Origin of the sequence: Roseibium album (assembly GCF_965233825.1) — a bacterium.
Classification (GTDB): Bacteria; Pseudomonadota; Alphaproteobacteria; order Rhizobiales; family Stappiaceae; genus Roseibium; species Roseibium album.
Window position 1 is genome coordinate 5,111,162 of sequence record NZ_OZ247583.1, and the last position, 14,646, is coordinate 5,125,807.

At 55.4% G+C, this 14,646-nt stretch carries 17 protein-coding genes; 8 read left to right on the forward strand and 9 right to left on the reverse strand.

Features of this window, described 5'->3' with window-relative positions:
* Positions 1–256: 256 nt before the first annotated feature.
* Together ACO6TI_RS23455 and ACO6TI_RS23460 are read left to right on the forward strand one after the other, a co-directional pair.
* On the forward strand, positions 257–772 hold the full coding sequence (locus ACO6TI_RS23455) for a hypothetical protein (protein WP_197000969.1): 516 nt from the start codon (positions 257–259) through the stop codon (positions 770–772).
* A gap of 1,285 nt (positions 773–2,057) precedes the next feature.
* Positions 2,058–2,672, forward strand: coding sequence for a transglutaminase-like cysteine peptidase (locus ACO6TI_RS23460; RefSeq protein ID WP_196876696.1), 615 nt, complete (start codon positions 2,058–2,060; stop codon positions 2,670–2,672).
* Between the two features lie 154 nt (positions 2,673–2,826).
* Here the strand turns inward: ACO6TI_RS23460 and ACO6TI_RS23465 are convergent, their stop codons facing one another.
* The gene (locus ACO6TI_RS23465) at positions 2,827–3,354 is read right to left on the reverse strand and encodes a gamma carbonic anhydrase family protein (protein WP_422383472.1); all 528 of its coding nucleotides are present in this window, start codon (positions 3,352–3,354) and stop codon (positions 2,827–2,829) included.
* Between the two features lie 6 nt (positions 3,355–3,360).
* Complete coding sequence (locus tag ACO6TI_RS23470; protein ID WP_208992697.1) at positions 3,361–3,687, reverse strand: DUF6949 family protein; 327 nt, start codon at positions 3,685–3,687, stop codon at positions 3,361–3,363.
* A 213-nt stretch (positions 3,688–3,900) separates the two neighbouring features.
* Between ACO6TI_RS23470 and ACO6TI_RS23475 the strand changes: the two genes are divergently transcribed.
* Positions 3,901–4,614, forward strand: coding sequence for a hypothetical protein (locus ACO6TI_RS23475; RefSeq protein WP_196876697.1), 714 nt, complete (start codon positions 3,901–3,903; stop codon positions 4,612–4,614).
* Between the two features lie 83 nt (positions 4,615–4,697).
* Here ACO6TI_RS23475 and ACO6TI_RS23480 read toward each other — a convergent pair whose 3' ends face one another.
* Together ACO6TI_RS23480 and cysE are read right to left on the reverse strand one after the other, a co-directional pair.
* Positions 4,698–4,913 carry a DUF3126 family protein gene (locus ACO6TI_RS23480; protein ID WP_029061660.1) on the reverse strand — a complete coding sequence of 72 codons (216 nt, stop codon included), beginning with the start codon at positions 4,911–4,913 and terminating at the stop codon, positions 4,698–4,700.
* A gap of 116 nt (positions 4,914–5,029) precedes the next feature.
* The gene (gene cysE / locus ACO6TI_RS23485) at positions 5,030–5,851 is read right to left on the reverse strand and encodes a serine O-acetyltransferase (protein WP_055116087.1); all 822 of its coding nucleotides are present in this window, start codon (positions 5,849–5,851) and stop codon (positions 5,030–5,032) included.
* 169 nt (positions 5,852–6,020) lie between these two features.
* On the opposite strand from cysE, the gene ACO6TI_RS23490 reads away from it, so the two are divergent.
* Entirely contained in the window at positions 6,021–6,833 is an 813-nt protein-coding gene (locus ACO6TI_RS23490) for an enoyl-CoA hydratase (RefSeq protein ID WP_422383473.1), read from the forward strand.
* A gap of 109 nt (positions 6,834–6,942) precedes the next feature.
* Here the strand turns inward: ACO6TI_RS23490 and ACO6TI_RS23495 are convergent, their stop codons facing one another.
* Complete coding sequence (locus ACO6TI_RS23495; protein WP_104702354.1) at positions 6,943–7,836, reverse strand: alpha/beta fold hydrolase; 894 nt, start codon at positions 7,834–7,836, stop codon at positions 6,943–6,945.
* A 52-nt stretch (positions 7,837–7,888) separates the two neighbouring features.
* A complete protein-coding gene (locus ACO6TI_RS23500) occupies positions 7,889–8,644 on the reverse strand; it encodes an alpha/beta fold hydrolase (protein WP_422383474.1) in 756 nt (251 codons plus the stop codon).
* A gap of 219 nt (positions 8,645–8,863) precedes the next feature.
* Between ACO6TI_RS23500 and ACO6TI_RS23505 the strand changes: the two genes are divergently transcribed.
* The 4 genes from ACO6TI_RS23505 to gpt all read left to right on the forward strand — a co-directional run bounded on the left by ACO6TI_RS23505 (position 8,864) and on the right by gpt (position 11,674).
* Positions 8,864–9,109 (forward strand): zinc-finger domain-containing protein, encoded by a 246-nt coding sequence (locus ACO6TI_RS23505; protein ID WP_055116855.1) that lies wholly within the window; start codon positions 8,864–8,866, stop codon positions 9,107–9,109.
* Between the two features lie 14 nt (positions 9,110–9,123).
* Positions 9,124–10,329, forward strand: coding sequence for an FAD-dependent monooxygenase (locus ACO6TI_RS23510; RefSeq protein WP_422383475.1), 1,206 nt, complete (start codon positions 9,124–9,126; stop codon positions 10,327–10,329).
* A 73-nt stretch (positions 10,330–10,402) separates the two neighbouring features.
* Positions 10,403–11,149, forward strand: coding sequence for a competence/damage-inducible protein A (locus ACO6TI_RS23515; protein ID WP_055116857.1), 747 nt, complete (start codon positions 10,403–10,405; stop codon positions 11,147–11,149).
* A 15-nt stretch (positions 11,150–11,164) separates the two neighbouring features.
* Positions 11,165–11,674: a xanthine phosphoribosyltransferase gene (gpt, locus tag ACO6TI_RS23520; protein WP_029061652.1), complete on the forward strand. Its 510-nt coding sequence runs from the start codon at positions 11,165–11,167 to the stop codon at positions 11,672–11,674.
* Between the two features lie 152 nt (positions 11,675–11,826).
* Here gpt and ACO6TI_RS23525 read toward each other — a convergent pair whose 3' ends face one another.
* From ACO6TI_RS23525 to ACO6TI_RS23535, 3 genes are all read right to left on the reverse strand, one after another.
* Positions 11,827–12,093: a hypothetical protein gene (locus tag ACO6TI_RS23525; RefSeq protein WP_422383476.1), complete on the reverse strand. Its 267-nt coding sequence runs from the start codon at positions 12,091–12,093 to the stop codon at positions 11,827–11,829.
* Between the two features lie 186 nt (positions 12,094–12,279).
* Entirely contained in the window at positions 12,280–12,984 is a 705-nt protein-coding gene (gene sfsA / locus ACO6TI_RS23530; RefSeq protein ID WP_422383477.1) for a DNA/RNA nuclease SfsA, read from the reverse strand.
* Between the two features lie 42 nt (positions 12,985–13,026).
* A complete protein-coding gene (locus ACO6TI_RS23535) occupies positions 13,027–14,451 on the reverse strand; it encodes a TrkH family potassium uptake protein (protein ID WP_035898381.1) in 1,425 nt (474 codons plus the stop codon).
* Positions 14,452–14,646: the final 195 nt, after the last annotated feature.

Below are 14,646 nucleotides of genomic sequence, written 5' to 3' on the forward strand. Positions count from 1 at the left end.
ACCGCAGCGATAAACACCTTGACGTTGACAGGCCAATGCAATGTTTGCCCCTATCTGGATTGACGGGAATTTCGTCTCTCTTGGCCGCAATTGAAATTCCAGTCGTTTCCGCCCGGTCTTCATGCCATCTTTCACCTCATGGAAACCGTGGTCACCGCGTTGGATCATTTTGGGCCGCGAAGCGCTTTCCTGAATAGTCAGCTGCGACGCTTTCAGAATAAGTGTTATGCTGGGATATCAAACGAGGGAGCCGGCCATGAGCAGATCTCTTGCTGCCCTGTGCTTGTTGTTGTTGATGACAACAACCGTAAAGTCCGACGTCAGATTCTGGTATCAGGACGGCAACTGGACAGTCTGGAATGAAAAAGCCAAATGCAAAGCGGTCAATCGGCCGGTCATCGAGACCAGCCACGCTCCGTACATGTCTTTCTGGTTTGTTCATGATCTGGCCAATCCAGGCGTTTCGATCGACGCCTATTTTTGGCCCGGAGTCTTTGTCCAGGGCACGAAATTCAATATCAACCTTCTAGTGTCCTATGGCGATGAGCAGATAACGGTTCCGGCTGAGGCCGGACTTGATTTCGCCTTGAGGACGGACAGGCCACTGTCACAGACAGAAATCGATCTTCTCGTGAAGCAAACCCTGTTGATCGTCAAACCGGAGAAATCGTCGTTCAGTATTGCAGTTGATGCCGTCAGGATTCCGATTGTTTTACAGCAGCTGAAAGTGTGTGCTGATGTTCTCGGGAGAGCGGCGCAGAACCCGGAGTGATCTTCGACGTGGAAGTTTTGCGTCTTCTTGCAGGACTGCTCTACCAAGATCTTCGAAAACACCCGGGAAAGCGTCACCCGGTCAGGTGAACGGGTTACATTCTCGGCAGAGCGTACCTTTCTGTGGATTGCCAGAATTTCGCGGATGAGCCTTGGCCGTCTTTGACCCATGACGAGTTGGAGTTCACACCTGAGCGCCCCGTTCGCAATGCTCTTGATCCATTTCCAACTCAGCTGACCTTTCCGGATTGGAAGTCGTGAACATTTGGAATGTGATGACAAACGCCGAAGATACGTCGCCAAGCGCCCCTTTTTTGGGAGAACAATGCCGCTACGGTACCCCGGTTTGAAATTCACTGGTGATCACGCGGCAGTCGATCAACACTCAAGACGAACACAACATTAAAACATTCTCCGCCACCAATTACAGTGTCCGGTCCATTTGCAGTAAATGTAAAATTGGAAAACAAAAAAATAGCTAGATCCTGCATGTATACGCGTGAGAATTTATCTTTATTAATATTTCTTCGTGCTCAGATTTTATAAAAAATCAGAAAATTTTTGCAGTAGCGTATGCTTTCATTGCAATTTAAACATTGCAGATATTTAACAAAATTACGCTCTCGCCGTGGCTTCCGGTTATTGAATAGGCGCACCATGTGCACCAGATGAGTAAAAAGGAGGAAGCTGATGAACCTACACACCGCACATTGTCTATTAGTGCGCGACGGACTGACATTCAACCGTTCGCGACTTCAATGGTTGCCCTGGAAACAATATCGCTCGTTCCGGGACGCCAACAAAGGCAACCGCAAAGACAGATAGAAACCAGTCCTGTCAATCAGCGCCGCCCGATCGATCAATCCGGGCGGCGCTGAGATCTGCGTTCAAACCTGGTTCTTTTTTTCGTTTGCCCGAACGAACCCACATTGCTCGGCCGGAAGTGCCACCGTGTTTTTGAAAAAAATCCGATTGCAGGAAATTATATTTCCGCCCCGAATCGTGCGCCAGACGGATGAAATCCGGATTGCTTCGCCGACCTGGATTTGTTCTCCACCCCGATCCTGACACGGCCCCGTCCAACAATCATCAACAATTTCACACGCTTCCAGGAGATCGATAAAATTTTAGACAAATTCGATTCAAGTTTTCTTAAAAAGAAAATTTCATTTTACTAAAATAAAAATCGAATTAGATTAAAGTATAAATAAGGTTTTACTTCGAAGTTTTTCGCGAAGTAAAAAGCATTGAGTCATCGTTACATCAGCCTTGGGGAGGGTGTTACGATGAATTTACTTGGAAAGCTTCTCTTTATCACAACATTGGTCGCGACGGGTGTCTTTGCCGGATCTCCGGCACTTGCCGACCCTGGCCGTTTCATGGACATGAATATGGTGACCAAAGCACCAATCGGTCACAAGCAATTCTGCCGCGACAATGCCTGGGCCTGCCCGAAAGAACGCTATCAACCGGTTGTGGTCAAGCTCAATGAAGCGCGTTGGAACCAGTTGATCGCGATCAATGCAAAGGTCAACCGTCGTGTAAAGCCGATGACAGACGACGACCTCTTCGGCAAGATCGAGCACTGGTCCTACCCGGTGAATGGTTACGGTGACTGCGAAGAATATGTTCTGGAAAAGCAGCGCGTCCTGATAGAAGCCGGTTGGCCCAAAAGCGCTCTGCTCATCACGGTCGCCAAGGATGTGGACAATGCGGGCCACGCGGTGCTGACCGTCAGGACCGACCACGGCGACATGATCCTGGACAACCAGATCGAGGCTGTCCTGCCCTGGTATTCAACACCTTACCGCTACATCAAGCGCCAGTCCCCAAGTTCATCCGTCAGGTGGACAGGCATCTCCGACACGCGCGTGACCACCGTCAGTTCCGTGTCTCAGTAAGCACAAGGATAGGGATCGGCCTGTTGCAGAGCCGTCAGGACGATCCGGTCGCGTCCCCACCCTCCCCATCCCTACCACGACCGGATCCAGGGAACCGGCCCGCCCCCCGCAGGCCGGTTCCCGTTTTTTTGGTCGGGTGGGAACTTTTTTCGTCTCAGGTCTCCGAGAGGCCATCCCTGTAGCGCCGCCAGTTTCGAACGTAGCCTTCAGCTGACTTGCGGATATTGTCCTTTGCCTCGTCCGGCAGCGTGCGGACCACCTTGCCCGGAATGCCGACAACCAGTGAATTGTCCGGGATTTCCTTGCCTTCGCCGATCAGTGCATTCGCACCGATAATGCAGTTGGAGCCGATAATGGCCCCATTCAGCACTGTCGCGCCCATACCGATCAACGAATTGTCCTTGACGATGCATCCGTGAAGGATCGCGTTGTGCCCGATCGTGCAATCCGCGCCGATCGTGAGCGGGTAACCCATGTCGGTGTGAAAGACGCAGCCATCTTGCACATTCGAGCGCGGACCGACGATCACCGGTTCGTTGTCACCTCTCAAGATGGCTCCAAACCAGACGCTCGCCGCCTCGCGGAGCCTGATATCACCGATGAGGGTTGCATTCGGCGCAATCCAGAAATCGCCGTTTTGAGGAAAATCCGGCGCACGGCCGTCAAGTGCATAAGTCGGCATGGAACCTCAGGTGTAACCGGCGACAATCAGAGCGACATTCATGACCAGAATACCAGAGCACATGCTCCACATCCCGGCAATCGTGGATGACGCCACAAGCCAGCCGAGCGGCCGCTTTTCGATCCTGCGCCCCCGAATGGCGTTACGCATGATGATAAACGGTCCGGCAAAGACGCAAAGGAAAACCTCGATTAGAAAAGCGAGCAGGTTTTCGCCCGAAAAGGAAAATTTTGGCGGTTGTCTGGTGACAAGTTGATAAAGGCTTCCGAGAACACCTGCTGCAACAAAGCCTGCGCTCGCGACATATCCAACGAGAAGAAGAGAGAAGAACACGCCCATTAACCTCTTATTAACTGGTCCGGCCGGAAACTGATTAACAAATTCTAAACGGTCAAATGCAAAGACTGTGCCGGACGGGTAAATGGGCAAAAACCTGGACTTCAGGCCACATGGGGCAAACGACAAGGCATCCTCGATCGGAACACCTGTTCCGTTTCGACACACCCTGTCCCATACCAGAGCACCCGGCCGACGGGATCAGATCCGATGATCCCGATGACGCTCCCGACCGCCAGCGGTGCCAACCCCCGCCGATTCAGGTTGCTGATGCTCGCGATATTGGTCCTTGGCGCGGCACATATCGTGGAACGGGCTGCCTACTGGACCAGCAACTGGGATGCCTACGCATCTTCCGATTCAGCGTCCGGCCCGGTGTCCATTACAATCGGCAATACCGGATTTGTTCTCCCCGTCGACTACATTGCCAGGCCCAAACAACGTTCGCGGATCTTCGGTGGCGAAACAAACGTGAGATCGTTGAAGCTGTCCATGACATGGCCGGGTCTTGCCCCTGTGACAGGATCTCCGGGTGCTGGCAGGTTCGGTGCCACCGGGCGCACGCTGGTTGTAGACCTGGAGCATAATCCGGGCCGCGAGAGCATGAGAGCACGTCTGGACCCGTTTTACAGACGCCTTGCGCGAGGCGGTGAAATGAACGGACCTGATGGCCTCAAGATACTGACGCTTTCATCACGAGGTGCAGCCAAACGTGATCTGATCGTCTACGATCCGGCGCGACCGAACGGCTTCATCGCCCGATGTGTGATTTCAAAGTCGAGGCACGAAGCAATGTGTTACCGGGCGATTGTCATGACGTCAGGTCTGGAACTCAGGTACCGCTTCGATGAAGATCTGCTGGCAAACTGGCGGCAGATCGACGACGCCATTGTCCGCAAGGTAAGAGCATTTCGGCAGAGTTGACCTCAGGCCGCTCGACGCTGGAAGACAGGAAAGGGCAGCCTCTCGTGAGAAAGGCCGCCCTTGTCAAATGGTTCGATTGAGACTCAGACCTCGTCCAGATCGATTTCCAGAATAGCCATCTGGAAGTTCCAGCTCAGATCCTCGTCTTCGTCGTCGCGGAAGATCACGCCGATAAATTCTTCGCCGATATAGACCTCTGCGGAGTCGTCCTTGCGCGGACGGGCCCGCACTTGAAGGCTCTGCAGCTCGAATTTCAAACGCAGGTACGCTTCGATCTTGCGGATTTCATCGGGTTTCACGGCGCTCTCCTTGTAAATGCCGTCTGCTATTTAGTCGCGCGGACCCTATAAGACCAGCCCAAAATGCCAAACCCTTTCCGCAAACTATCCCCCGGTTCCTTTTTCCGCACAGACCTTCAGTCATCACCAAGCAACTGGTTCATGCTGCGTGCCGGTTCCGCACATCCCGCCTTGCCGACGATTCTGGCCGGAACACCAGCCACCGTTGTGCATTCGGGCACATCCGCAAGTACGACAGATCCGGCGGCGATACGCGAGCAATGGCCGATCTCGAGGTTACCGAGGACTTTTGCACCCGCACCAATAAGGACACCGTTCTGGATCTTAGGATGGCGGTCGCCGCCTTCCTTGCCCGTACCGCCCAGAGTAACGCCCTGCAGGATGGAAACATCATCGCCGATAGCAGCAGTCCCGCCGACAACGATGCCTGTACCGTGATCTATGAATATGCCGCGCCCGACCGGAACAGCCGGGTGAATGTCGATCTGGAACACTTCCGACGCGCGGCTCTGCAGATAGAGTGCGAAGTCCTTGCGTCCCTTGCGCCAAAGCCAGTTCGCAAGTCGGTGGGTCTGAAGCCCATGGAAACCCTTGAAATAGAGAACCGGTTCCAGGTAGCGGAAACAGGCCGGATCGCGATCGAAGACGGCCACGATGTCGACACGGAAAATCTTGGCCAGTTCCGGTTCATCTGCAAGCGCTTCAAGATAGGTTTGCCGGATGAGTGACGCGGAGACGACATCTCTTCCGAGCCTGTCTCCCAACCTGTGCAAGACCGCTTCTTCGAGACTGTCGTGATTGAGAACAGTTTCATAGACAAAGGAGGACAGCGCCGGTTCGACGGCAACCATCTGCTGAGCCTCGTCGCGTAACTTCTGCCAGACCGGATCATGGGTCGGAACGCGTTCTACGTCGGGCTTCGATATCGATGCCGACATGGCCTGTCTCCTTTTCAAGCCGTCACAAACGTTATCCTAAAATAGGACTGTCGTCGGATATTCCAAAATGAAACTTGCTGATATCAGATATGAAACCCTTTTATGAAACGCGAAAGTTTAAGATTTCTGGCGTTCTAGCTGCCCGGCGATCACAATTTGAGGAACAAGAATGCCACATGACGGAAACAGTGCCGTGAAAACGGACAACCCGATTCTGGCAATTCGTGGCCAGGTCGCGGAAATTGTTCTGAACGCTCCGGACCGCAAAAACGCACTTTCCTTGTCCGCCTGGGAGCGCATTCCCGGACGACTTCACGAGCTGAGGGCAAACCCGGAAATTCGTGTTTGCGTCATCCGAGGAGTTGGCAGGAGGAGTTTCTGCGCTGGTGCGGACATTTCCGAATTCAAGGCAATCCGCTCGACCCCCGAAGCCGCGATGCGGTATGACGCGATCAACGTTGCGGCCTTCAAGGCGCTCAAGAATGTTGCAGTTCCTGTGATCGCTGCGATCGAAGGTCCCTGTCTCGGTGGCGGACTGGGGCTGGCACTTGCCTGCGACCTGAGGATCGCCTCGCAAACGGCCTTGTTCGGAATTCCGGCAGCCAGGCTCGGGTTGGCCTATCCTCCGGATGCCTTGTCAGATCTTCTGGAAGTTGTCTCCCCACCTGACGCAAAGAAGATCCTGTTCACCGGCGAGCGGTTTTCGGCGGAATCCGCGCTGCAAATGGGATTGATCAGCGAGGTGTTGCCCCCCGACGCCCTTGATGCTCGGATCGAGGCCCTGTGCAACGCGATCTGTGCAAATGCGCCGCTATCTGTGAGGGCAGCAAAACAGGCGGTGAACAATCTGTCCGACAACGCCGCACAAGAGAAACTTGAAAGTGATCGTTTGAACGCCCGGAACTGTATCGACAGCGCCGACTACGACGAAGGCTGCAGGGCTTTTCTGGAAAAACGCGAGCCTGTATTCTCAGGCCGATGACAACGGAAACACTGGTTGCCTGTGCGACTGCCAATATACGCGCAAATAGCTCACCGACGGCGGATTCGTTTTCTCATGAAACCTCCGCAAATCTCTGAGACCATTATCATTACCTGCTCAAGGCAGGGACCGCATCCGCCCTCAATTCGAGCAGGAAGTTCTCCACGGCTGACGCAAACACATCATTGCGGTCTCCGGCAACCATATGCCCGGCATCCTGGATGTCCGTGAATTTCGCATGAGGCACCCGCGCCAGGAATTCCTGTACATGCTCCATCGAGACCAGTTCGGAATTCCGCCCGCGTATCAGCAGAACGGGCAAGGTGAGATTGCCCACAGCCACAAGCATGTTTGCCTGAATCTGGTCTGACGACTTCGGGTCTTCGTGCTGTCTCGATTTCAGGAAAGCCGGATCCCAATGCCAGCGATAGCGGCCATCGCCATGCAAGCGCAGGTTCTTGGCGAGACCCGAGAGATCTTTCGGCCTTGTCCGGTTTGGCAGATACCGTGAAATGGCATCCGCCGCCTCTTCGACATCCACAAAGCCTTCTTCGACCCGGTCTCCCATGAATCCGATGATCTTGCTGACACCACCCATGTCGATCCGAGGTGTGATATCCACCAGGACGAGCGCCGAAAGACCGCCCGGATTTTCCTGCCCTTCGGCAAGCATGCCGGCAAATCCGCCAAGCGAGGCGCCGACAACGACCGGTTTGGCGCGGTGCAGTGCAACGACCTGCCGGGTAACTGCAACAAGGTCCTTGCTGAAATCTTCGAAACTGTAGGTGCCGGATGCAACCCAGTCGCTCTCTCCATGACCACGCTGATCGAGAGAATAGACGGGATGTCCGAGGGTTGCGATCCGCGCAGCCGCAGCTTCCCAGGAATGGCGTGTTTGCCCGCCGCCGTGAAGCAAGATGACAGGTTGATCGCCTTCTCCGTATCTGTCAGCGATCAGCCTGTTCTGTTCAGCCCCCTGAAACTCAACCCGTTTCGGCCCCATGTATTCCTCTGTCATTCGTCGCAAGTTGTACGCCAGCCTCGCAAGGAAGGTCTTACGCGTCGATGTTGTTCAAAAATGCCAGCACGCCCTGTTTGTGAACCTTGTCTCCGACGGCAACCATGTGGTCACGGCCCGGAATTTCCAGGACCTCGGCATGCGGGATGAGATCGGCGAGTTTATGCGGCGACCCGGCAATTTCGTCCTCGGTACCGACTGCAACCAGGACCGGCCTTTCGATCCGTCCGACGTCGTCCTCGCTGATTTTTTGTCTCGACGAGCGCATGCAGGCCGCCAGTGCCTGTCTGTCCGAGCCTGTCTGGTCCGCAAATGCCCTGAAGGCACGTCCGGTGCGATCCCTGATATCCTGAATGCGATCCGTTTCCAGGGCAACTGCGATGGGCTCGGGATCTCCAACACCGGCGACCATGCCATAGCCCAGACCGCTGAAAATCGCCCTGCGAACCCTGTCAGGATGATTGAGCGTCAAAAACGCGGAGATCCGGGCACCCATGGAATACCCCATGACGTCAGCCTGCGGGATTTCCAGATAGTCGAGCAGGTTTCTGGCGTCTTCAGCCATGAGTGGTGCCCCGTAGGCCTCTGGGTCGTGGAATTTTTCACTCTCGCCATGACCCCGGTTGTCGAGCGCAATCACGCGGCGACCGTCCTTGACCAAGAGGTCGACCCATCCCGGATACTGCCAGTTCACCTGCTTGTTGGAAGCAAATCCGTGTATGAGAAGGATCGGTTCCCCCTCTCCTTCATCAAGATAGGCGATCCTGACACCATCGACTTCTGCGTGCGGCATGAAACGAAGTAACCCTTACGTAAACGGAAAACACATTTTCCCTTACCTTAAGGGGAGAAACTCCCATTGGCAAAGGAGAAAACGGCTGCGCTGTGCAAATGTCGAAATGCGGCGCTGAACCGCAGTATCCGAGGACTACCTTTTCATTTCACAAGTGATATTGTCACCGAAATTCGGTATTGGGGAAACCCTCCCCACAGGTCAAAGAGGAACGTCACAATGGCGGATCAGGTTGTCCCGCATTTTCAGAACTCCAGCGGGCACGATTCAGTCGCGATCGGCGCACGCGAATTCATGTGCATCGGCGCAAAACCTCCGTTTGATCATCCCCATATCTTTCTGGACATGGGAACCGAAAACGAAATCGTCTGCCCGTACTGCTCAACGCTCTACAAGTTCGATCCAACTTTGAAGGCGGGGGAATCGTCTCCAAACGACTGCAATTGGACGCCTGAAGCCGCCTGAGAAATGAGCGGTTCATGACCGAGACAGACGACGACGCCCTGACACCCATCGTCATCGCCGGTGGCGGCATTGGCGGATTGACCGCCGCGCTGGCGCTTCGGCAGCAGGGACACAATATCGTGCTCCTGGAAAAGGCAAATGAGATTTCCGAAGTCGGCGCGGGTCTGCAGCTTTCGCCGAACGCCTGCTCGGTTCTGCAAAGACTGGACGTCTTGAAGGATCTCGAGGCGTTCGCCTACGCGCCTGACGGACTCAGGATCTGGTCCGGAGAAAACGGCAAACAACTTGCCAGGGTTGAGCTCGGAAAATTCATCAGGGAACGGCACGGCAATCCGTTTTGGGTCATTCACAGGGCTGATCTTCAACGGGTTTTGCTTGATCGGGCTCAAAAAACGCCGGGGATCACGATACGCCTGTCTTGCGAGGTGCAGGACCTCACACCATCGCCTTATGATCATCTGGTCTGCATTTACCGCCTTGGTGAAGAGACCCCAAACCAGAAGTGCAAGGCGTTGATCGGAGCCGATGGCGTGTGGTCCAGGACCAGGCGTCATGTACCGGGCCACGTGAATGCCCGGTTCAGCGGACAGGTTGCCTACCGTGCGACGGTGCCAATCGACCAGGTGGATGCCAAGTTCGCGCGCGACAGCGGTCTTTGGCTACACAGGAATTCACACCTGGTTCACTACCCGATAAGGGGCGGCAGAGAGCTCAATATTGTCGCGCTTGCCCGGGAGGACTGGAGCGACGAAACCTGGTCGGCCAAGGCCGACAAGGACGCTGTATTGCGGGTCTTCAAGGACTGGCCGGCTGAAACCAGAAACCTGCTCGGCAAGCCGGAACGCTGGCTGAAATGGGCGCTTTGCAGCGTCGATGGGTCTGGCCCCTGGACACACGGGCATGTGGCGCTGATGGGAGACGCCGCGCACGCGATGCTTCCCTTCATGGCGCAAGGTGCCGCAATGGCGATCGAGGACGCAGCCATTCTGGCAAAACATCTGCCGAAGAATGTTCAGAACATTCCATCCGCTCTCAGGTCGTTTGAAAGGGACCGGAAACCCCGTGCCAGCCATATCCAGGGAATATCGCGCGGCAACGCTCGGACATTTCACTACTCGGGTCCAATGGCCTTCGCGCGCGACACTGTTCTCCGGCTCACGAAGCCGAAAAGTCTGGCGGCACGTTTCGATGACATTTATGGCTGGACTCCTGAGCAATAATCCGTCTTTGGCTTGAGCTGAAATGAAAGCTGCGATAAAGCGGGTTCCCAATCGGATTTCAGGGAGTGCGATGATGACCGGTCAGAAGGCAGATGACATTGTGACCGCCGCGTTCCTGGTTATCGGTGACGAGATTCTGTCCGGCCGCACCAAGGACAAGAATATCGGCTTCGTTGCTGACTACATGACCTCCCTTGGAATCGATCTGAAAGAGGTTCGGGTTGTTCCGGACGAGCAGGACCAGATCGTCGCGGCGATCAATGCACTGCGGACAAAGTTCAACTACGTGTTTACGTCCGGCGGCATTGGTCCGACCCATGACGATATCACCGCCGAAAGCGTGGCGGCAGCCTTCGATGTACCTTTGAATCTCGATCCGCGCGCCGTCGCGATCATGGAAAAACACTATGAGCCCGGCCAGTTTACGCCGGCACGTCAGCGCATGGCGCGTATTCCCGAGGGAGCGGACCTCATCGAAAACAAGGTGTCCAAGGCTCCCGGATTCAGGATTGAAAACGTGCATGTCATGGCCGGCGTACCGTCCATCATGCAGGCCATGCTGGACGCCATTGCACCGACCCTGACAACCGGGCGCAAGATGCTGTCCAGGACTGTTGCCGCCGACATGCCAGAAAGCCGCATCGCCGACAGGCTGGCTGCCATTCAGGATGCACATCCTGAAACCCTTATCGGATCCTACCCGAACGCATCTGACGGCAAGTTCACAACCCAGATCGTTATCAGGTCGCGCGACGAGGCAATCCTGACGGCCGCGGCTCAAGACGTGGCACAGGCCGTTGCAGAGTTGCTGGGATCATAAAGAGCGAGAATGACAATGGAAAATTCCACCCAAAACAAGGCTTTCCCGGTTTCATGGGACATGTTTCACCGGGATTCCCGCGCTTTGGCCTGGCGGTTGTCGAGCGAAGGTGAATGGAAGGCTATTGTCTGCATCACGCGAGGTGGACTGGTTCCTGCTGGAATCGTCGCCCGCGAGCTTGGTATCCGGACGATTGAAACGGTCTGCATCGCCTCATATCACGACTATGAAAATCAGGGGCAACTGAAGGTCATCAAGCCAGTCGACCCGAAGGTCGTCGATCTGGAAGATGGTGAAGGCAGTGGTGTCCTTGTGATCGATGATCTGGTCGACACCGGAAAGACATTGAAAGTCGTACGAGAAATGCTTCCCAAGGCTCACTACGCAACGGTCTACGCAAAGCCTGTGGGTGTTCCGATGGTTGACACTTTCATCACAGAAGTATCCCAGGACACATGGATCTATTTCCCGTGGGACATGGGCTGGCAATTCCAGCCGCCGCTTTCAAAAGACACGGCCGGTTGATCGGCACAACAGTTCTTTTGCGTTTGTTCTTTCCTTGCGCGGTCCAGAGCCGGAAAAGCTGCAGTTGAGTACCGGTCCGGATGCGGACCTTGCGGCCTTGACCAGGAAGGTCAAGGCGCAAGTTGTATCGGCAAATCAGCCGATCAGGGTCTTCAGCGCGCGCGGGTCCGTTTCACCGGAAGTCCACCCGAATTCGAACCGTTTGGCTTGATCCTTGAAGCCTTGAACGGGGTCAGCTTGACACCGCCATGATTGGCGCAGGCGACCTCGGCACTGATGGCATCGTCCTTGCCGAAATCGTAGATCGTTCCGTCCGCACACTTAACAACGTGGCTGCCGGCCTGTGCCGTCGTCGGCAGAACTGTAATGGCAAGGCTCGCGGCTGCAACGGCGCCAAGAAGATTCATGTTCAGTTTCATTTCAGTCTCCATCTGTTGCGTCAGCTTGATTGCTGACAACCGACAGATGGGAACCGGACATTTCAACCGTGCATCGGCGCAGGTCTCAATTGTATCGGCCCAGGGCAACACTGATACATTCAGGACAAACAACAATCGCAGTGCGCCAATCCCTGTACAAATCGGATCAAACCTGAAAACCGGAAGCTATATCTCGATATTGACTGTACGGACGGCTTCGATACCGTCCAGCGTCACATCGCACCCGATCGCGTATGTGTTGACGCCCGCCTCCTGCGCAGCCGCAAAAGCAGACGCGTAGGCTGGGTCGATGTCCGAGGCAAGGCTGAGCCGGTCGCAATCGGGTCGCTGAACCAGGAAAACCATCGCGGCCCCGTGTCCTTCAGCAACCATATCAGCGAGCTCGGCCAGGTGTTTCGCACCGCGTGCCGTGACACTGTCCGGGAATTCGGCAAGTCCTGCCTGACGCATCAAGTGGACGTTCTTCACCTCGACATAGGTCTTTTTGCCGTTCCCGTCTTCAAGCAGAATATCAATGCGCGAGTTCTTGCCGTACTTCACTTCCCGGCGCAGGGTCTCGTATCCGGAAAGCGCTTTGATGCGGCCGGCCTCGATCGCCTCTTCCACCAGCCTGTTCGGATGCGCGGTGTTGATACCGACAAGCGCCCCGTCTGCCTCGATGATTTCCCAGGAGTATTTGAGTTTGCGCTTCGGATTGTCCGACTGTGACATCCATACCCTTGATCCCGGCTCCTTCAGTCCGAGCATAGAGCCCGGATTGGCGCAGTGAGCCGTGACCTCGCTACCGTTTTCGTCCAGAACGACATCGGCCAGAAAACGCTTGTAGCGCTTGACAAGACGTCCGCTGGCAAGCGGTGCTGCAAATTTCATTTCGTGATCCTCACGAGCAATAATGGCTGTTTTTCGGCGAAGTTATTTCGACCAGAAATCCGGATCCAGCAGGACAAGGACGGTAAAGAGTTCGAGTCTGCCGACAAGCATGGCAAAGGAGAGCAGCCATTTGGCACCGTCCGGCAGCGGTGCGAAATGTCCAGCCGGGCCGATGACAGGGCCAAGGCCCGGCCCCACGTTGCCCACTGACGTTGCAGCGGCCGAAATCGCGGTTACGAGATCCAGGTCAAAAAAGGAAAGTGCCACGGTGATGATGCCGACCGACCCCATATAGACCACGAGGAAGGCAAGAACCGAAAACGAGAGCTCCGGCGTCAGGCGCGTCCCGGCGTATTCTTCGGACATGATGCGGTGTGGACGTACCATCCTCCGCAAATGCGCGCGCACAGTACCGAAAAACACCAGGAAGCGGAAAATCTTGATACCGCCGGTCGTTGAGCCGGTGCAGCCGCCGACAAACATCAGCAAAAAAGCAATTCCGACGACCGGGGCGCCCCATTGGGTGAAATCTCCCAGAGCGTAACCGGTTCCCGTGACGATCGAGACGACATTGAACGTTGAGCGCAACAACGCTTCCTCGAACGGGAAACGCATGTTGATGCCGAGATAAACCGTAAGCGTCAGTGACACGAGTGCAAGAAACCCCAGCAGCGCACGCACTTGCGGGTCCCGCCACAACTGCAAAGGACGTCCGCGAAGAGCCTGAATGAGCAGAACGAATGGCATGGCGCCGACAATCATGAACAGCACGGCTACCCAGCCTGACGCAGGATTCTTGAAATACCCGAATGACTGGTCATGTGTGGAAAATCCGCCGGTCGCAATCGTTGTCAGGGCATGGTTGAAGGCATCGAATAGCTCCATGCCGGTTGCCAGGTAAGCCGCTATGCAAAGAACGGTCAGGAACAGATAGGCCAGGCCGATCAGGCGGATCAGTTCAACCGACCGGCTGACAATCTTTTCCGATCGGTCGGAACTCTCGCTCTGAAACAGCTGCATTCCGCCGATCCTCAGGAACGGCAACAGAACGATCGCCATGACGATAATGCCGACACCGCCCATCCATTGCAGCATGGAACGCCAGACGAGCAGCCCTGGCGGCAACCCGTCAAGACCGGTGAGAACCGTCGATCCGGTTGTCGTGAAGCCGGAAACCGCCTCGAATACCGCGTCTGCATAACCGATGCCAAGCCACAGGAAAGGCAATGCACCGAAGGCCGGCAGCGATGCCCAAGAAAGTGTGGTGAGAATGAAGGTCTGCCGAGTGTCGAGTCCTTCGCGAAGCGAACCGCCGACCGCGAGCGACAGCAGCATCCCTATCATTCCCGTCAGGAGTGCGGAAAAGACAAAGGCCTGCCAGTCGGCGTTCTTCTGGGCAACGTCAACGATGGCGGGAATGAGCATGGCGGTCGCAAGACCGACATACAAGAACCCGAGAACATTCAAAACTGGTCTGAGAGAAATCAAGCAGAACTCGTCCCGAACACCGTTTCACCAAAAGGAACGGACGCCCGTCTTGGACGCCAGCTCACCGTCGTAGCGCTTTTCTGCCTGATTTCCAATGGTATCGATCAACCTTCCCCCGAAGATCGCTTGTCCGGGAGCTCAGGCACCAATGCCCATCGGTGTGAATTTGCCGGT

Bases quoted from the DNA above. Each gene is read 5' to 3' on its own strand.
- ACO6TI_RS23455 (WP_197000969.1), top strand. From the start codon at position 257: ATGAGCAGATCTCTTGCTGCCCTGTGCTTGTTGTTGTTGATGACAACA.
- ACO6TI_RS23460 (WP_196876696.1), top strand. From the start codon at position 2,058: ATGAATTTACTTGGAAAGCTTCTCTTTATCACAACATTGGTCGCGACG.
- ACO6TI_RS23465 (WP_422383472.1), bottom strand. From the start codon at position 3,354: ATGCCGACTTATGCACTTGACGGCCGTGCGCCGGATTTTCCTCAAAAC.
- ACO6TI_RS23475 (WP_196876697.1), top strand. From the start codon at position 3,901: ATGATCCCGATGACGCTCCCGACCGCCAGCGGTGCCAACCCCCGCCGA.
- cysE (WP_055116087.1), bottom strand. From the start codon at position 5,851: ATGTCGGCATCGATATCGAAGCCCGACGTAGAACGCGTTCCGACCCAT.
- ACO6TI_RS23490 (WP_422383473.1), top strand. From the start codon at position 6,021: ATGCCACATGACGGAAACAGTGCCGTGAAAACGGACAACCCGATTCTG.
- ACO6TI_RS23495 (WP_104702354.1), bottom strand. From the start codon at position 7,836: ATGGGGCCGAAACGGGTTGAGTTTCAGGGGGCTGAACAGAACAGGCTG.
- ACO6TI_RS23500 (WP_422383474.1), bottom strand. From the start codon at position 8,644: ATGCCGCACGCAGAAGTCGATGGTGTCAGGATCGCCTATCTTGATGAA.
- ACO6TI_RS23505 (WP_055116855.1), top strand. From the start codon at position 8,864: ATGGCGGATCAGGTTGTCCCGCATTTTCAGAACTCCAGCGGGCACGAT.
- ACO6TI_RS23510 (WP_422383475.1), top strand. From the start codon at position 9,124: ATGACCGAGACAGACGACGACGCCCTGACACCCATCGTCATCGCCGGT.
- ACO6TI_RS23515 (WP_055116857.1), top strand. From the start codon at position 10,403: ATGACCGGTCAGAAGGCAGATGACATTGTGACCGCCGCGTTCCTGGTT.
- gpt (WP_029061652.1), top strand. From the start codon at position 11,165: ATGGAAAATTCCACCCAAAACAAGGCTTTCCCGGTTTCATGGGACATG.
- ACO6TI_RS23525 (WP_422383476.1), bottom strand. From the start codon at position 12,093: ATGAAACTGAACATGAATCTTCTTGGCGCCGTTGCAGCCGCGAGCCTT.
- sfsA (WP_422383477.1), bottom strand. From the start codon at position 12,984: ATGAAATTTGCAGCACCGCTTGCCAGCGGACGTCTTGTCAAGCGCTAC.